Here is an 18273-nt window from a genome sequence, read left to right as displayed (position 1 = left end):
GTGTTGTATAGGCGTAGGTGTCAGTCAGATCCATCCGACTCGGCATTGGTGTTTGCTTTTTTACCCAACAAGCTGCTGGAAACTAAAAGTAAGGCACCGAGGACAATTGCAATATCAGCCAGGTTGAAGGCCGGCCAATGCCAGTCTCGCCAATAGAAATCAAAGGAATCCACAACATAGCCGCGAAAGACCCGGTCAATCAGGTTGCCCATGGCGCCACCGAGGATAAGACTGTAAGCGATGGCTTCTCCTTTATGACGATTTTCAAGGATCAGCTTGATCAGAAAAATCGAGACCACTACCGCGATTCCGATAAAAAAGTAGCGCTGCCAGCCTCCACCATTCGCAAAAAGACTGAATGCGGCACCGGTATTCCATACGTGTACCCAGTTAAAGAATGAGGTCACTGAAATAGACTCGCCATATGCCATTGATTGTTGCACCAGCCATTTTATGGCCTGATCAGACGCTGCCAGCAGGCCCGATATGGACAACAGAGCGTACGGTGACAGATGTTTGCCAAAAATGGACATTGCTTAATCCTTGAGCGCCAGAATGCGTCTAGCACCGTTAAGTACAATTACCCCCGCGATGGTGCCGATAATCAGATCCGGATAATTGGACCCGGTCCACGCGACCAGAGCGCCGGCGGTGATGACCCCCAGGTTGATCACCACGTCGTTGGCCGAGAATATCCAGCTTGCCTTCATGTGCGCCCCGCCCTCCCGATGTTTGGATATGAGCAGCAGACAACTGGTATTGGCAATCAATGCGACGAATGCGATAGCCATCATCACCAGCGATTCAGGCTCACTACCGAATACAAAGCGTCTCACCACCTCTATGAGTACGCCCACAGCCAAGATCAGTTGCAGTACACCAGCAAGATGCGCGGCACGTACCTGCATTTTCACGCTATGTCCAACCGCATAAAGGGCAAGCCCGTACACCGCCGCATCGGCAAAATTGTCCAGGGATTCTCCAATCAGGCCGGTGGACCGGGCGATCAGACCGGCAGTCATTTCCACCACGAACAGAAGTGCATTGATGCCGAGCAACCAGCGCAGGGTCCCGGATTCTTGCTTAGCAGAAGCTGCCGAAAACTCGGCGGCCTTGATGGTCTCCGGATTTGCAGCGACGGTTTCCTGAAGCGAGGCGCCTAGCCCCAAGGTCTTCAGTTTCGAGGTGACGGGCTCGACCTCACCGTCATGCACGACCTTCAACCGGCGGTTCGACAAGTCGAAGGACAGTGCCCGAATCCCCTCAACGCCGTTCAGGGCCAGGCGAATCATGCGCTCTTCTGATGGACAGTCCATCTTCGGCACGGCATAAACACTGACCCATTCCCCCGACGCATCGGAGGAGGCCTGCATATCGGTATCCGCCGCAGGCCTTGCATGGTCGCCACAGGGGCCTCCGCAGTTTTTACTCATGATATGACTCCACTTGAATGTGATCGGGTTTTCATTTAAAACTATATAGTAGCTATAATGTCAATAGCGTAGAGAATCCGTTGCGGAGGAACCCGATGCGTATTGGTCAGTTGGCACAGTCAGTAGGGGTAGATACACAGACGATCCGCTTCTACGAACGGCAGGGCTTGTTGCCGCCGCCTGGTCGGCAGGAGAACGGTTACCGTGTCTATACCGAGAAACACGTTGAGCGGCTGGCCTTTATTCGTCGCTGCCGCATCCTGGATCTGTCACTGGCAGAAATTCACGAACTAAAGCGCTATCAGGACGACCCTTATCAGTCCTGTACCGCTGTCAATGCCTTGCTCGATGATCACATCTCTCATGTGCGCTCGCAGATAACCGCTCTACAGGCGCTTGAGAAACAACTCGTTTCACTAAGAGCGCGTTGCAACGATGACCGGGAAGTTAAGGCGTGTGGGGTTCTTGCTGGAATTAGCGAGGGAAGCATGCATCAGCAGTAGGTTGGAGTGCCAACCAGATAATCCGATGAGATGCCGGTTTGCCTCACTCTCATGCAAAGGTAAGATCAACCATTTAATCCGCTTACCCTATTTTTTTTGCTTTCACCTTATCCAAAATTCACCACCCCATAATTGAAAATATTTTGAATTATAAGCCCTTAGGGTGCTCATAATCCATAAATCAATTTCGAAGTTCTTTGTTGCATAAAGCCTTTAAAGATTGAGTTTTCCTAAGCAACTCAAATTTAAGTTACAACTCGGGTATTAGGTCGGCCTAATTCCATAAATCTGTTGAGGACTGCTACGCGAGCATGAATTTCACTCATCTGACTAGGAAAGCTTCTTGCCATTAATTTATCGCCTAATAATTTGATGCAGTGCATCTTTGTTTCGACCAAACTTCGGCGATGATAGCCTGACCATTTTTTCCATAGTGTTCTACCTAGCAGGGTTTTAGTATCTATACCAATATGAAGTTTACGCCATTGGCGACGATATTTCGGCTAATGCTTTTTACGTTTCCATTCACCTTCACCTAAGAACTTCAAATCCGTGGAATCAACGAGTAGATGCAGTCCATTGCAACTCTTTTCATAGCTAATTTGAATATCAATATGCTTTTGTCTTCTGCGAATGGTTGAATAATCCAGAGCTGTCCAATCTAATCCGCAAAGTTTAATCAAGCTTTGGACAAAGCCAGTCACCATGCATACAGAAAGACGAAATAAGGATTTAATCATGAGATAGCACTGAATGGCTATGTCAGAATAAGTTTGATTTCGACCATGTTTTCCTTGTGACTGCGAATATCATTGAATCTTAGTATCAAACCAAATTGTAAAATTACCATGATTGATCAAAGCATGATTGTAGGATGACCAATTCGGTGTACGATAAATTTAGGTGTAGGCTATTGCTGTATAAGACCTTATCGGTAGGTTTGCGCAACAAGGCCTCAAAATCCCACCTTAAAATGCAAATAGCAAAAAAACTCTACCATTCGATTGATTTCATTTTAGAAGTAATGAAATTAGTATCTGTTTGTAATGATATTTTATAAAATTCAATATTAGATCTGCAGAGAAAAACTTATCAAACTAAGTATTGGCTAGTCTTTTTCTTCGAAAAACTTATCAAACGAAGTATTAAGTTAATCTTTTTCTTCAACTTCTTCCTTAAACTCAAACAAATCATTCATCGTACAGTTAAAGTACTTACACAACTTATCGGCGACTGGTAATTCAATACGTACAGCACGGTCATAATACATACTTGTGAGCGTGTTGCGATTGATACCTGTTGCATGCACCACTTCACTTAATTTTAAAATTTTTCTATCGCCCATGAGGCTAGATAACTTACAAGTAATCATATTTAAATTAATTTACAAAAAATAACTTGCTGTGGGTTATTTGAAGTTGTTGACTGAGTAATACTTTGCTAAAATTAACCTACAGCAGGTTATTACAACTTATAGAAAGTATATTTTATCCATTTCAACTAAATTATAACTTTTTAAATATAAGGATTGAACCTGCATTAGATTATTTTGTGGAGATGACCGCCGTGTTACCAAATGAGTTATTGATCAGCCAGCAAGCTCGTGACTTAGGAAATCAATTAATTAAAGAAATGAACATCAATAGAAGTTATGGAATGGCTAATTTTCTTGGAGTAAATACTTGCTATGATAATCATCAGGCTGTACTTATTTGGACATTTCAACTGCTTGAAAGGGAACCTGCCTTAAATGAATTAGCAGAAATTAAAAAATATTTTCTTTTAATCTTTCCAGATAGTGTTTATCAATTAGCCTAAGTTGTTTTTAAAATTAATTTATTAAATAAAAAGCACTAAATCAAAGAAAGCTTTATTTAAAAATACCTATTAATTCAAAAACATACCATTTACTGAATATATGAAGCATAGGTTCCTGCTCTATCACTCACTCGTACTAAAATTACATCGCTCTTTTTACTGATACTAAACAATTTATGTCCACGCCACGTTCTGCGGCTTCGAGGGCTAGTTTTTGTTGAACCACTGAGAACAAGGACAACAAACTGCCTACTATATTTTCCCGGAGAGTGGTGTAGGAACTTTTTCATTATTGCTAATCATATCAGCGACAACATCAGCAACGAGCTCCTCTATTCCTGAGAATGCTTTAGACTGATCCGCATCAAGCCAAGACAATGATGGAAACTCAGCACACAACCCAACATACTCATTATATTCTGCTGACCATGTAACACGGCAAGTATATTGTTTACTATCCATTTGAAACCCCATAATGTTTTAAGTCTATGTATAAAAGTACGATTTTCACTTAGCAGTACTTAAATAATCACCCCACCACTGCATCATTTCAGTCCGCTGGGCTAAATAGTCAGCGTGATTATAGCTGGCACGGGTACGGTTCTTATCAATATGTGAAAGTTGTGCCTCAATCCAGTTATCCTGGAACAAACCTGAGTCATTCAAAATGGTACTAAAAGTGGAACGTAGTCCATGAGAGGATAATTGATGTTTTCCATAGCCCATCTTACGTATAGCCATATTTAATGTATTAAAATGAATCGGTTGATTATGTTTCCGTGGGCTAGCAAAAATGTACTTTTCACCGTATGACCATTGCATGACGTCTTTTAAAATATCTAAAGCCTGATCTGAAAGTGGAACTAAGAAGTCGGGAATCTCATGGCCTAATATGACTTTTCGTCGAAACTGTTTAATATGCAAGGCAGGTATTTTCCAGATTTTTTCATTTAAATCAAAATGATGAGGCTCAGCCAATAACAATTCAGCCCCTCGCACGCCAGTATGTAATTTGAACAGCAGTGCTTTTTTAATAATCGGATGGGCATCCAATTTTAATAAATTTTTCTTAAAATCTGATATATCCTCCGCTTTCAAATACGGATAATTCTTCTTGATTTTACTGTTAATGGCGATTTTATTTAAACCATGCGCGATGTTGAATTCACAATAACCCATCGCTACAGCGTAGTCATAAATTTGGTTCAAATAACTACAAGCTTTCTTGACAGGTTCTTTTACTTGGCGTCCCTCTATTTTTTTGATTACTGAAACCAGGTCATAACGCTTGATGTTTTGAAAAGGTAAATCCTGAAGGTCTGGATAAATATCTTGCTGTAAACATCTTTCTGCTAACTGTAGTACACCGCAGCGGGGTGAATCATTAAATGCATTTTTCAGTTTGAACTGCAGCCACTCCTCCCCTACCTTACGAAAGGTGATGACATTAGAGACAGTATCATGCTCAAAACAATAATTATTGTCTTTAAAGTCATCTTTGACTTGTCGTGCCTTTTTCAGCGATAAATCAGGATAAAGCCCCAACTGAATGCGGCGACGTTTTTTTGTTTGTGGATCTGTATAGCGATAGCACCAAGATTTTCTTCCAGTCGGCTCAATCTTCAGGCTAAGTCCATCTTCATCGGATAAAAAACAAGTTTTTTCCTTGCAATGAGCTTGGCGAACTTTAATTTCAGTAAGACTCATGAAATTTAAATGAAACCTATCAGCGGATTGACGAGATCCATTATATCAAAATAGAAGAAAATATATATGATGCGTACACTACGCATCATATATATTTGTAATATATTGTTTTATATATTTAATATTTTAAGTATTTGTATTTTAGTAACCATTATAAGTACCACCTCTTCTTTAAGTTCCCAACAACTCACTTTTTCTGTCATCAATGTTAAATAAGTCTTGTGCTTTAAATTCTTAGATGACCTCCTCTACCCTTTATTATCATTTTTATAAAAGTAACTATATGTACTCATTAAAATTTGTAGAGCTCAAAAACAAAAAAGACCGCTATATAGCAGTCTTTTAACTTAATTAAATAATAATTAATTCATTTTCATCATAAGTGCATAAGCATCACGTTTGTTTTGACGCAATGATTCTATCTCGGACTTCGTCAGCTGTTTTACGAGAGTTGAGGATATACTTTGCTTCCCACTCTGTGAGCCTTTCGAAATCGTACCCGTAAATCGATTTCCACCATGCTTCAAGATTACCATATACATCCCTCAATTGCTGAAGAGTTTCTTTACTTAGAGCTAATTGTGATGAGTATTGTTTACCCGTCAGTGCATATGCTCCAATAACTTTATTCGTCCCAGTTGTTTCAATATGACCTTTTAATGCTGCAAAAGTACCACCTTGGGTCTGGGTATCATCAACAATAATAACACATTTATCATTGTTTATTGTCCCATCAAATGCTGGTGGGTTGGCTAATCTATGCCACCCATCACCGCCAGTTCTTGATACTTTTATAGCTTGAACTATATTCGTATCAACTTCAAGCCCAAGTTTCTTTGCTATAACTGCTGAAGTAGCTAAAGGAATCATATTACGACCGACTGCTTCCTCAGCATGTACAGGTACTATAATAGTTTCCCGACCATCGATAATTCTTTCTAGTTCAGCAATCGCCTCATCCGAAACTAAATCTTTAGCTAAAATATACGCACTTTCAACATCCCCTGCTTTAGCAGCTTCATACATGTAATGAGAGGTTGCATCTCCAAGACCACGGTCAATAACCGTTTTAGGAAACATATTCCAATCTGTGCGATATAACTTCATATTTTTAAATAAGTTTTAATGATGGCTAGCATTAAATTTTACACTAAATTTACCGCTAGCATCTCTTGGATATTATTTTTCGTATCAGGCAGCACTCTCAAAAGCCGTTTGTTTGGACAGTCCCCATGATCATACACGAGGCAGCTTCAAATACTTATGGGCCCATCCTATCCAGTTGTATCTTCTTGCATCACATGAATATTGTATACTCATTTTGACTACTTGAAAATTATGGAACATCGTCAATAAAAACAATAACTCTAGAGTCTTTAGTCGACATTCCTAAAAAGGTAAATTCAACATTTCTTTCCATATCATTTCTTTGTGTCTCTGGATGAACAAAAGAAACATAGCTTATTTCAAAGAATCGGGCTAGGGTTTTTATGCCAATGATTTTGTTCTCTTCATTAGCAATTAAAACATCTAATTCCAGATCAAACTCTTCTAATTATTTAATTAAATCTTTAACTTTCATTTTACTATCAACCTCTATGAATTATTTAAAAAATTAGCACAATGAAGCTTGTGAAAAAAATGGATTTGAACAAAATTTTTTAGCAAAAAAAGCATAGCAACCAGAAAAATCTTTCCAGCAATCAACAAAAATATCCCCGTGTGCTTCCAGTTTACAACATTTTGACTACCACACTGCCCACAGTAGTAATAATAGCCTTTGATACGGCCACCGCATTCAGGACAATTTTTATGATTAATGAATAAGTTACTCAACGTCTCTTCTTCAAAATTCTTATTATCAAGTTGTAAGTGAAGATAGCACACATTTATAAAAATGTCTTTTTTAAAACATCAAAAGATGTTATAAAAAAGACATTCGCTACTTTAGGATAACTTTTAAGATGAATTTAAACCTCCTTGATGAAGAATCAATCCAACCTTCTGAACCCACGCCATGTGATTTTTTCAAAGGTGAAAATGCTATCAAAAAAGCTAAACAGTTAGGATTACCTGATCTCGAGTTAGTCAGAAACGCTATTATGATCGGTGATGCTGACTATAGAACAAATACTCACTATAACCGTGCACGCTTTATTGCACGATGGGGGAAAATTGGAGAACAGATTGCTTTACTGCTTCGACAATCTGATCCTGCTTGGATATTCCACAATGACAGCCAGCCAAGAATTGAGAATACAGTAAAGAAAATACAAATTATCTTTATGAGCGGGAATATTGCATTGGGGTTAGCTGATCAAGTTGTATCAGCACACTGTGAAAAAGGATTAATGACATTAAATAATATTAAGGAGAATCAGTCTGCTTATGATGATGAGACAAAATTGAGAACATGGATTTTATACTTTCCTTCAGCATCACATCCAGCCTATAAAGACATTGATATCCCAAATATTCCTTTTGAATTTGCATACCCAACTAGCTTCGTACAGGACTTAAAAGCGAAAAAAATTTCAATTTTACCAAGTGACCATACTTGCAGAATTGCATTTGAAATAGATAATACAGTTCCTGTAAAAACTGATCCTAAGCCAGTATTGGAACCATCTAATGAAATTAAACCAGATGATTTTGATATTCAGCTTGTAGTTTAATCTGAGGTTAATGTGTTTAATAAAGATCGTTTACGTATTGCTAAAGAATTACGAGGACTTAGCAATACCGATTTCGCAGAAAAATTGAGTTGCTCTATCTCTAAGGTAAAGCAACTTTTAGACGTGGATAAAGAAATCAATGAAAATGATCAAGATGATATATGCCGTGTATTAAATTTACCCAAGTCATTCTTTGCAGGTAATGACACACAACCACATGAAACAGACCAAATCTTCTATAGATCGGTTGCTCGTATTAAAGCACAGCATAGAAAAGCTAATGAGGCATATACTCTTTTAGCAATAAATATTAACAAGTACTTAAATCAGAAAGTAAAGTTACCTACTTTTCACCGTCCTGATTTAGATATTACTGAGTTTTTGGGTGAATCTAAGTATGCCGATCACCTAGCGTCAGAGTTGAGAGGTTTATGGGCTTTAGGTAATCAACCTATTAATAACATTGTTTCGTTGTGTGAGCTAAAGGGAATCCGTGTCTTTAGATTACCGACTGAAATTCGAGAAATTGATGCACTATCTTTTTTTGATGATGAAAGTGGTAGCCCTTTCATATTTCTAAATACATTTAAGTCTGCCGAAAGAGCCCGCTTCGATTGTGCACACGAACTTGGTCATATCGTTATGCATACGCATAACAAAAAAATTCGTGTCGAGAAAGATAATCGTGTTCTCGAAACTGAAGCGGATCAATTTTCATCTGAATTTTTAATGCCAACAGATGCATTTCTTTCTACTGCTCCACGCTATTTTTCACTAGAAAATATGATTGAGTATAAAAAGATTTGGCGAACATCCCTGAAGGCTATTAACTATAAAGCTCACAAGCTGGGATTAGTTAGTGATTGGGTTAATCGTAGTAACTCTATAAAGATCAATTCGTTGGGCTACAACATTAATGAACCTGAAGAAACTCATCGAGATGAGAGTTTGATGTTGCCCAAAATTATCTCTGTTTTAGCCTCACAACCATCTTTTGATAAAAATAAAATGCTTGATGAAATTGGAATCTCTGAAGAAGATTTTAATCAATTAACATTTGATGCTTTAGCTAAAGTTGAGCCCCCGAAGAAAAAACATAAGTTATATATTGTCGAGTAATACAAACCTTCCTTAAAAATAATGCGCCTTACGGCGCACTATTTATGCAAAATCCTGATTAATTTTTTTATGACTTCACGCCCAACGTAGTTTTGCATCCCATAAGTCATACTTTAACTGAAAATGTAACTTGCCCCATCATGACTTTTTTCATATAGCCTACTTGAACTGACACCATAAATCCCATGTGTTCCATAAAGCATCGTATACAATTTCAGATAAATTCTTTAGTTATGTGATCAGGCTATGTGCTCAAATTACCTATTTCCAAATAAAAGAAATTTGACACTCTTAGGTGTCGATACAAGCCAGTTTGATCTTGAGCTTAAGGATCATGTATTCCCTTCCTATCATGCTCCAATCATTCTGAACGGCTCAGATCACTTAGAGCTTGATATTGCAAAGTTTGGATTACTACCGAGCTGGGCGAAAGAATTGAAGTTCAGCAGTCATACTTATAACGCCAGAACTGAGTCTGTAGCAGATAAGCCTAGCTTTCGACATGCTTGGAAGTACAGCAAGTTCTGCCTAGTCCCAGTACAAGAATTTTATGAGCCGAAATACATCAATGGCAAGCCACACTGATACACCATCAAGCGTAAAGATGATCAGCCTTTTACTGTTGCAGGGATCTATGATGATGCAGTGATTAATGGCAATAAGGTACGTTCCTTTTCAATGTTGACCATCAATTCGGACCATCACCCTTTTATGAAAAAATTCCATGCACCGAAGGATGAGAAGCGATCCATCATCGTTATTCCAGAACAGTACAGAAAAGACTGGCTAACAGCCGATCATGAACATGCGCATGAATATTTCTTTCAAATGCCCGATGAATTCGTCACATTTCCACGCGATGAGCAGAAACAAAACGTCTTATTCTGACACATCCTTGTTTATCCACAACTTTTTAAATTTGAATTTTAAACGCTGTTAGTAATATCCTATTTAAACAAATTCTACTTCCAAACACGCCTCGTAGCGTAGGAGTATCTCATGTCTAAGAAGTTGCCTATTTACTTCTCTGACGACGCATGGTCATCTTTACAAGAGCTCATGGGTCCAGAGGGTAAACCAAGTCCTACCATCAACACCGTGCTTGAACAAATCGCTGTTCAAAATGAGCTTGTTGAAAAATTAGGGCTTACTGCTGTCCTACCCAAATCCAAAGTATCTATTCCCGTCTCTTTAGAGCGTATTTCTGCAGGTCCGGCCTTCAGCACCAAGGATGAGCAAGACAAAGCACTCGATCTGAATGAGTTCCTGATTCACAACCCTATTTCTACTTTTATTGCCTATGTAGACAGTGAATCCATGCTCGATGCTGGCCTAGAGATTAATGATCCAATCATTATTGATCGCAGTATTGAAGCCAAGCATTACGATATCGTGGTTGCCCTGATTGATGACAATGCCTCGACCATTAAGCGGCTGATGATCACCAATAAGATGTCCAAGTCTGAAATCAAAGAAATATTTGGAGATGAAGATTATCCGCTTCCAGAACTTTGGTTGAAGGCTGAAAATTCGAATTACAATCACATCATTCCTGATGATAGTCAGACCATATCAATCTGGGGTGTGGTGACTTTTAATTTAAAGCGTATTTATCACCGCTCATAAAAAGAAGAATAACCATGCAAAGTGAAAATGAAATATTCGCGTTAGTCGACGTGAATAATTGCTACGTCTCGTGTGAGCGTGTGTTTAATCCTGCCTTGAATGATCGCCCAACCATTGTGCTCAGCAACAATGACGGCTGTGCCGTGGCCAGAAGCCAGGAAGCGAAAGACTTAGGCATCAAGATGGGTGTTCCTGTATTCCAAATTAAAGAGCTGATCAAACAACATAACATTCAGGTGCTATCCAGTAATTTCTCCTTATATGGCGAAATGTCCAAGCGCTTTATGGAGCTGCTTGGGGACTATGTTGCACCAGGAGATCAAGAGGTCTATTCCATTGATGAATGCTTTCTGAAGCTCACAGCTTACGAGCATCTATTTGACCTGACTGTATATGCTCAAGACATGAGGGCTAAGGCTTGGCGTTGGTTAGGCCTACCCTGCTGTATTGGAATTGGTCGCTCTAAAACCGAAGCCAAGATTGCCAATCATCTCGCCAAGAAAAACAAGTTCTTCAATGGGGTCTGTAATCTGGCCCATATGGACCCATGCTCTACAGAAACGCTACTCGCGCAGGTTGATGTGTCTGAGGTTTGGGGCGTAGGCAGACAGAACTGTAAGAAGCTCAATACTATGGGTGTTCAATCTGTGCTGGATCTGATCAATGCCAATCCTAAAGAAATCAAAAAGCAGTTTAGTATCGTGATGGAAAAGACGGTGCTTGAGCTACAGGGCCTTTCTTGTATTGACCTTAGTGATGATACTGTAGCGAAGAAGCAAATCATCAGCAGCCGTTCATATGGCAACCCAGTGTATGAAATGGATGACATTAAAGCTTCGGTTCGGCTTTATGTGGCCAGAGCCGTGAAACGAATGCGGGAAGATGGCTCAATCTGCAAGATGATCGGCGTGTATATCCAAACCAGTCGCTTTGATAAGACAGAGCGCTACTCGCCTTACATCGTCGTTCAAATGCATGAGCATACGGATGATCTACTGCTCATCACCAAGGCCGCGATGAAAGGCATCGATCAGATATTTAAGAAAGGCTTTAAGTATAAAAAGGCGGGAATCGTGCTGCTCGAAATTACAGATCAATCCAAGTTTGTGCCCGATCTATTCACGGACTATTCACATAAGCAAGAGCGAGAAAGGCTTTCAGATGCCATCGAAGCCATCAGTGAACGGTTTGGGAAGAATCTCGTCACGCTAGGCATTGCCAACAATAAAGAAGCCACATGGCACATGAATCAAAACCTTAGATCACCTTCGTATTTAACCAAATGGTCTGACTTACCAAGAGTAGGATAAAAACATGCACTTATTTAAATTAACTGACGAACAACTCGCACAAATTCTTATCCCGAAACGATTTGTACCACCTACTCCACCTGAACATGAAGGCAAGAATATGGTCTATGTATTTGATAGTGAGGATAAGTTTGAACTGACTTATGATGAGCTGGTGGAAATCATTAGCAAAGCTAGAATGGCTGGTCCGAAGTTGATACCTGTCTTAGGCACCGTGAATTAAATTGTGCAGTGTTCGCACGCCACTTGAAACATAACTTGATTGGAAATGAATTTGGGCTGAGAAAAATTCAGTTCAAATTTAACCTGACGGGCACACTAAAAAATGGGTAATTGTCAGATCGAGTTTGGACTACAACACTTTAGCTCATCGATTTACCATACCGCTAATCTTCACACCATTTTCGTAAATCCAGCGATCAAACTGTGATACTACATTCCGCTTATTAATCCAAGTCAGCATGGTGCTTTTCATAAAGGCAGTTTACTTATAAACAGGGAAATTTCTAAACAATTCCCCTTTAACATGCTTAGGCTATTTGATCCAGAGTTCATCTTTTTGCATCATTTTTAACATTAAATTAAATATAACCAGCGGAGTAACATTTTTTTTGTTAGAGCCGACAACTCTTTGAAAACTAAATTTAACGGTTCGCTCAGGAGCATCCAAATTAACTGGGTAGTTTTGTTTTTCTAAATACAGATGATCTCCTAACATTGGCTCTATACCAGTAATAAAATTAACAATTTGTTGCTCATCACCTTTCATTCGGCATTGAAAATGTAGAAAATTCTTACGCAGTTTTCCAAATAATAATAATATTTTAAGCGCCTTAACCATGTTCTTTTCTTTCAGTGCATCTTGCTGCCTATCATCTTTATAATGAAAATCAAGGAGAGGAATTATTTCATCTGGACGAGTCAGTTTTTTAGCCTTTTCGTAAAGTTCATCAAACCAACTCTCTTCTAAATTCTTACTATAAACATAATTCGTTTTTAAATTAAATTTTTGGCGATCCATCCATTTAGTGCTCATCCATTGACATCGTTGCATCCATTCTTGAGCTTGGGTATCTTCGCTTAAACGACCTTCTCTAAAACTTATCAAACGTTGAAAAGGTGTCAGAGTACTCTTCTCTATACTAAACTTCTTTTCTTGTCGGCCAGCCATCGTAACTGGCTGTGTTTGCTGATAAGAATTAAACCATTTCTGCTGCTGAGTATAACGATTTAGGTTTATGTAGTCTGTACTTGACTTCACTGGACTAAAACACTGTTCTAATACTTTTTTTGAAATGATACACGGCGAATTATAAATTCGATCGACTGCTAATAAATCCAAAACATGAAGGTAATTTGAAGCCGTTTGCTCAATACTGCTATGCCCCATCCAAGAGGCGAGCACCTGCCATTTATGTTGAATAATCTCTTCTTGAGCACGTGCTTTCATACCAAACAATAAATCCCTCATCTTTTTTGCTTTTACCCAAGGACAATCTGTGTAGGTCTTGATCATTTCTTTTGAACCGAGCAAAGTTATTGCTAGATAGTTAGCAGCACTGTGGCGTAATGTATGAAAACTAAAGCCATGATGCATACCTAATATTTGACTAAACAAATCTACTGTAATTTTGCTGATACATTGATCAGTTAATACACGATGATTCACACTAAAAAGTAGATCATCCTGCTGATTAACCAAATATTGCTCATAACGATGTTGTATGTAACGTTGTACTACTAAAAACTCATGTTCTGACAATGCAATTTTCAATGGTATTTGACGATTCGCACTTCGCGTTTTCAGACGGCGATATGAATTGTCTTGGATATGAAGCGTGATATTATTAAAAACTGTATTTTCTTTTTCTTTATAAAGTAGCTCTGGGCAAATAATATCTTGTATTTTAAGACAACGAACTTCATTTAATCGAAGTCCAGTTCTATAACTTAGTAAATACATCAGCTTTAAACAACTCAGATGATCGACCCACTCTGATGCCGTTGGCTCTTGACTTAAATTTTCTAGTTTTTCCAATAATTTGCCAAATAGCAAAGGACTCACTAGCCGTGCATTGCAAATTTGTAAATGCTTAAAACTTGAATTCTGTAACACCAATACCCCTGGAGCATCATAATTCTCTATACAGAATTGATGAAAATCTTTTAGGCGACCAAAACGGTATTCTGCGCTTTGGTGCATCTTACGAGAGGTTTTTCCTTTCACCGAATCTCGTTGAACTGCTTTTTCATCACGTTCACTGCTGTATTTCAATAGCTGCCGATATAAATCCTCATAGTCATCTATGGATTGTTGCTTTAAATCTAATTTATTGAGCCAAATCTCAAATATAAATTCTTTGCCAAACGATCCTAAGTAGCTTTCAATAGTTGATAATTGAAGCCCTCGTTTTTTTAAATGCATTAACCAGTGAATTAAGCGTAGTTGAGCATCAATTAAAGACTTTTCCTCCGTATTAGCATCAACTATCTTCTCCTCTAACACCCTTCTAGTTTCTTGCCAAAAACGTAGCGTGCGTTCTTCTTTATTCCTCTTTTTATCTAAACGCTCAACTTTTTGACCTTTACGTTTCTTTTGACCAAACAACATCAACTCATACGGAATCGTTTGTAATTTGCTTTGAACAGTCGGAACTTCAGGAAGTAACTGCTCTTGTTCAAAATGAATAGGGCGATTATCTGGTTCTGTGACTTGATTGTAATCATTATTCCACAGCAATCTAAATTCGGATGGCCTTAAAGCAACAGTATTAATCTCTTGCTGAAGCACATTACTCAAAAATATATCTATGCTGAGGTTTGGATTAAATTCGAGTACCATTTGCACATCATTAAATGCACGAAATCCACGGCGTTTAATTTGATATTGCAGATCCCCAAGACTTTTTTTCCTGCCTATCTTACTCAAGCTTTCTAAAATACAATCTTCAACTGAATGTTGCAGACAAAATTCTTTCTGAGTAGCTTTCAACTTTTTTAAATATTGCAAAATGAACTGCGCATATGGGTTAAAAAAAACATGTTTCCATTGGTACAACTTTCCCTGTTCTACATCGTTGCCATATTGAGAGTTTTCAACACGATAATGTAGTAACAATGGATTAGTGATTTTTTTGTAGTCCGAATGGTATAACCGAAAACAATTCAGATCTGTACCAAGCTCAATGGCCTCCTGCAATTGCTTCTGAATAGCAATCAAATGCTGTTCATCTGCACAGCCTGAAATATATATAAAACTTAAGCATAAATTTCCCCATAAGTACTTTGGTTCATTCCAATATTCAAATGAATCTTGCCAATACTGCCTTAATTCCTTAAGTACATGGATATGTAGATGCCCCTGTTCTAACCGTGACTCTGTACTCTCAATTTTTCTAGGCAGTACGATCCGTTTAGTATGTGGATTTAGCTTAATTCTGTATGATTTTTTATCTACATTCTGGTTGAATTGCTTCCTTCTTTTATTAAATTCATCTTCAGTAAATTGCATCAGTTTTGATTGTTCGTCTCGGCTCAACTTTTGACTCAAACAATCAACACTATCTTTAATGTCATGCCATTTTTCAGCGATCTGCTGATCAAGTTTTTGCTGCATTTCTTTCGTCAATACTTCAGGTGGAGAAGGCTGTCTATCTAGCGACTTTTTCACCATTTTATGAATATCAACAAATAGATCATCTAGTTGTGGTTTTATTAGTTCTTTGATTTTTTGCATACAACTATTTTCGCTCTAAGTGTTTAATCGATAAAGATTTGACATTATCTTGCAATTGCTGGCGGGCTTGCTGTACATAGACATTCGGGATAAGTGAAGAATGCGGATGAAAAGCCTCTCGGTCACGTTGGTCATGACCATACAGGGCCTGAATTAAGTGAAAAGCTAATGCTGGTTTACCCTCTTGCTGCTCATGCATCAAAAAGTTCATGTCAAAATGACGTAACCAATTCGAATACATATTCTTTGGAAAGACTCCTTGCATATATGAATTCACCCATTTTCTCGATAAAGGGATTAACTTAATTTTCCTGCTCTGCCATTCTTTGACAGTTATCGGCAAGATATCTTTACTAAAAATGACCTTACCAAAAAGATCATTTACAGTTATCTTCTTCTTTGCAAAGACTTGTCTAAAAAATGAACCGTACGCTTCAATAATTTGTTCTAAAAAGGCAGTGTAATTTTGCAGTGTTTTTATGAAAAAATCAGATAAAGGGATAAAACGACCATCTTTTCTTGCTTTACTATTTTTTTTATCATTCACATATAAAAGCTTGAGCTCAACACAATAATCATCCAAATTCCCCAACAGGTTTTTTTTAGGCCGACTTGCCAAACTCAACAAACTGATATGCCACATCCAACACGCATATGCATTAAGTTGATTAATAATGTGCTTATCTTCTTGGATGTTTTCGTGACAATGTCTATGTAAAATATGGAATTGCTCTTTCACAAAATTGGGTTCAAGTGCCAGTTGGCTCCCTATCCTTCCTATAGATAATGCAGATTGCACTTTGAATTGTTGTTGCAATATTTTTAGTTCAGCCGTGTCTTCAGTAAAATGTGTGGAATGTGGTGTAAGTGCTTTTTCTAAAAAGGCTAGATATGTGCTACTGAGTTGAGTTTTCGGTAGCCCGCCATAATAGATACCAGGCATGTGATGCTGACTATCCCGCCCAGCAATTACATGAGCAAGATATTCATTATATGTTTCATAATATATATGAAAATATAATTGAGCCTGCAGTTTTTCTACAGTGATCGAACCTACAAACCGATTATCAAGCCAATTCTTAAGTTTCGTATTAATGTGTGTTGATGAAATTAGTGGATTCGATGCTTGTTCTATATAGTCAAACCAAGCAGAAGGTAAATGTAGTTGATGTGTCATCACTTCATTCCACCGCACATGATTTAAGCTCTTAATCTTCTGCTCTGTAATTTTAAGATTTAATTTGAGTAAATATTCGCGACGTCTACTTGAACCATTCTGGATCAAAATTCCATCTTGAATAAGCTCGTTAAAATCCATCAGTGCGACGGGTGATAATCCCGTCAAAAGTGACAATAAACATGCTGCAGCGATTGCAGCATCCCTCCAGTGCCCGGATAACTCGGTTCTCAACACATAAACAATTTGCTTCAGTATATCTGGCGCCAAATAATGTGGATTTGTAACAAAAGGAGCATGACGGCGCTGGCGATGCCGCATTAGATGCGTCGCATTATCGCTGAGTATATAATTTAAATTTTTAGACTTTTCATCTTCTGAATAAAACTCCATTTCAGGATCTAATAGATCAACTTCACCCTCTTCATCTTTGTGAAGAGCGGCATCATAAATACTGATCTTTGCGTTATGTCCAATATCTACTTGCTTACCCGTTTTAATTTCACGAAATTTTTTGAGTTCATTTTTCGTCGGCCATTGCAAAACTTTACTTTTTTTTGACTTACGCTGACGATGAACAACACGACGATCATCAAGTCTTTTAAAAATTATTAATAGAGCCGATAAATACTCTATGGCTTGTACTTGTTTGAAATCTTTAATATTAAAAAGTTGATTACGATCCTCCTTTTTCAAGTTACGTTCGTACATGACATAGCGATTTAGTAGCTCACTGCATTCTTGAAATAATTCAGCATGATTAGAATCCAGAACATATCGTGATACATAGCGAAAGAGATCACAAACATGTTTTTGCTTATTCTCAGCTTTATCAATTTTTGCAAATTCTTGATACTGCCGATATGTTAAAAAACTCGCTTGTAGAATCAAATAACGTTCAGACGACAGCTCTTGAGTATTACTAGTAGTCGGGCATGCAAAATAACTTAAAGAAGCTAGATAATAATATTTACCTAATTGTCTAGAACTAGATATATAGCCATATATCTGTTGTGCTTCCTTATATAGAGCATGGGCTTTTTCACGTAAATCATCTGATAGATCGACAAATTGTGTATTCACAACATGATTGCGTAATAAACAATAATCTTTTTGGAATTTTTCTGCTAAATCTAAGAATTGCTCTTCTGTTTCAATCTTTGGCATAT

At 38.1% G+C, this 18273-nt stretch carries 15 protein-coding genes and 2 pseudogenes; 8 read left to right on the top strand and 9 right to left on the bottom strand.

Annotated elements, in window-relative coordinates; translation table 11 throughout:
- Positions 1-20: 20 nt before the first annotated feature.
- A complete protein-coding gene (gene lspA, locus F897_RS15900; RefSeq protein ID WP_227541509.1) occupies positions 21-476 on the bottom strand; it encodes a signal peptidase II in 456 nt (151 codons plus the stop codon).
- Positions 477-536: 60 nt separating this feature from the next.
- Entirely contained in the window at positions 537-1433 is an 897-nt protein-coding gene (locus F897_RS15895) for a cation efflux transmembrane domain-containing protein (RefSeq protein WP_004781121.1), read from the bottom strand.
- Positions 1434-1528: 95 nt separating this feature from the next.
- Between F897_RS15895 and cadR the strand changes: the two genes are divergently transcribed.
- Complete coding sequence (cadR, locus tag F897_RS15890) at positions 1529-1936, top strand: Cd(II)/Pb(II)-responsive transcriptional regulator (protein ID WP_004726831.1); 408 nt, start codon at positions 1529-1531, stop codon at positions 1934-1936.
- Between the two features lie 245 nt (positions 1937-2181).
- Here cadR and F897_RS17260 read toward each other — a convergent pair.
- Positions 2182-2835, bottom strand: a pseudogene (locus tag F897_RS17260) (IS5 family transposase).
- Positions 2836-3086: 251 nt separating this feature from the next.
- Positions 3087-3308, bottom strand: a complete 222-nt coding sequence (locus F897_RS15880) for a helix-turn-helix domain-containing protein (protein ID WP_004658364.1) — start codon at positions 3306-3308, stop codon at positions 3087-3089.
- A 194-nt stretch (positions 3309-3502) separates the two neighbouring features.
- Here F897_RS15880 and F897_RS15875 point away from each other — a divergent pair, with 194 nt between their 5' ends.
- The gene (locus F897_RS15875; protein ID WP_004658363.1) at positions 3503-3754 is read left to right on the top strand and encodes a hypothetical protein; all 252 of its coding nucleotides are present in this window, start codon (positions 3503-3505) and stop codon (positions 3752-3754) included.
- A gap of 252 nt (positions 3755-4006) precedes the next feature.
- Here the strand turns inward: F897_RS15875 and F897_RS15870 are convergent, their stop codons facing one another.
- The 3 genes from F897_RS15870 to F897_RS15860 all read right to left on the bottom strand — a co-directional run bounded on the left by F897_RS15870 (position 4007) and on the right by F897_RS15860 (position 6568).
- The gene (locus F897_RS15870) at positions 4007-4228 is read right to left on the bottom strand and encodes a hypothetical protein (RefSeq protein ID WP_001986288.1); all 222 of its coding nucleotides are present in this window, start codon (positions 4226-4228) and stop codon (positions 4007-4009) included.
- A gap of 33 nt (positions 4229-4261) precedes the next feature.
- Positions 4262-5461 (bottom strand): tyrosine-type recombinase/integrase, encoded by a 1200-nt coding sequence (locus F897_RS15865; protein WP_000059658.1) that lies wholly within the window; start codon positions 5459-5461, stop codon positions 4262-4264.
- Positions 5462-5854: 393 nt separating this feature from the next.
- Positions 5855-6568, bottom strand: a complete 714-nt coding sequence (locus F897_RS15860) for a phosphoribosyltransferase (RefSeq protein ID WP_001986287.1) — start codon at positions 6566-6568, stop codon at positions 5855-5857.
- A gap of 857 nt (positions 6569-7425) precedes the next feature.
- Here F897_RS15860 and F897_RS15855 point away from each other — a divergent pair.
- The 6 genes and pseudogenes from F897_RS15855 (at position 7426) to F897_RS15830 (ending at position 12414) form a co-directional block, all read left to right on the top strand.
- The gene (locus F897_RS15855) at positions 7426-8136 is read left to right on the top strand and encodes a hypothetical protein (RefSeq protein ID WP_001052588.1); all 711 of its coding nucleotides are present in this window, start codon (positions 7426-7428) and stop codon (positions 8134-8136) included.
- A 12-nt stretch (positions 8137-8148) separates the two neighbouring features.
- A complete protein-coding gene (locus F897_RS15850; protein WP_000482094.1) occupies positions 8149-9255 on the top strand; it encodes an ImmA/IrrE family metallo-endopeptidase in 1107 nt (368 codons plus the stop codon).
- A 246-nt stretch (positions 9256-9501) separates the two neighbouring features.
- Positions 9502-10143: pseudogene (locus tag F897_RS15845) on the top strand (SOS response-associated peptidase).
- 111 nt (positions 10144-10254) lie between these two features.
- Complete coding sequence (locus tag F897_RS15840) at positions 10255-10881, top strand: LexA family protein (RefSeq protein WP_000038643.1); 627 nt, start codon at positions 10255-10257, stop codon at positions 10879-10881.
- Positions 10882-10895: 14 nt separating this feature from the next.
- Positions 10896-12191: a Y-family DNA polymerase gene (locus F897_RS15835; RefSeq protein ID WP_001190352.1), complete on the top strand. Its 1296-nt coding sequence runs from the start codon at positions 10896-10898 to the stop codon at positions 12189-12191.
- Positions 12192-12195: 4 nt separating this feature from the next.
- On the top strand, positions 12196-12414 hold the full coding sequence (locus tag F897_RS15830) for a hypothetical protein (protein ID WP_000550047.1): 219 nt from the start codon (positions 12196-12198) through the stop codon (positions 12412-12414).
- Positions 12415-12726: 312 nt separating this feature from the next.
- Here F897_RS15830 and F897_RS15825 read toward each other — a convergent pair whose 3' ends face one another.
- The gene (locus tag F897_RS15825; RefSeq protein WP_002046149.1) at positions 12727-15927 is read right to left on the bottom strand and encodes a site-specific integrase; all 3201 of its coding nucleotides are present in this window, start codon (positions 15925-15927) and stop codon (positions 12727-12729) included.
- A gap of 4 nt (positions 15928-15931) precedes the next feature.
- The gene (locus F897_RS15820) at positions 15932-18271 is read right to left on the bottom strand and encodes a hypothetical protein (protein WP_002058482.1); all 2340 of its coding nucleotides are present in this window, start codon (positions 18269-18271) and stop codon (positions 15932-15934) included.
- Positions 18272-18273: the final 2 nt, after the last annotated feature.

Origin of the sequence: Acinetobacter variabilis, assembly GCF_000369625.1 — a bacterium.
Classification (GTDB): Bacteria; Pseudomonadota; Gammaproteobacteria; order Pseudomonadales; family Moraxellaceae; genus Acinetobacter; species Acinetobacter variabilis.
This window is presented reverse-complemented; position numbering and strand designations above follow the sequence as displayed.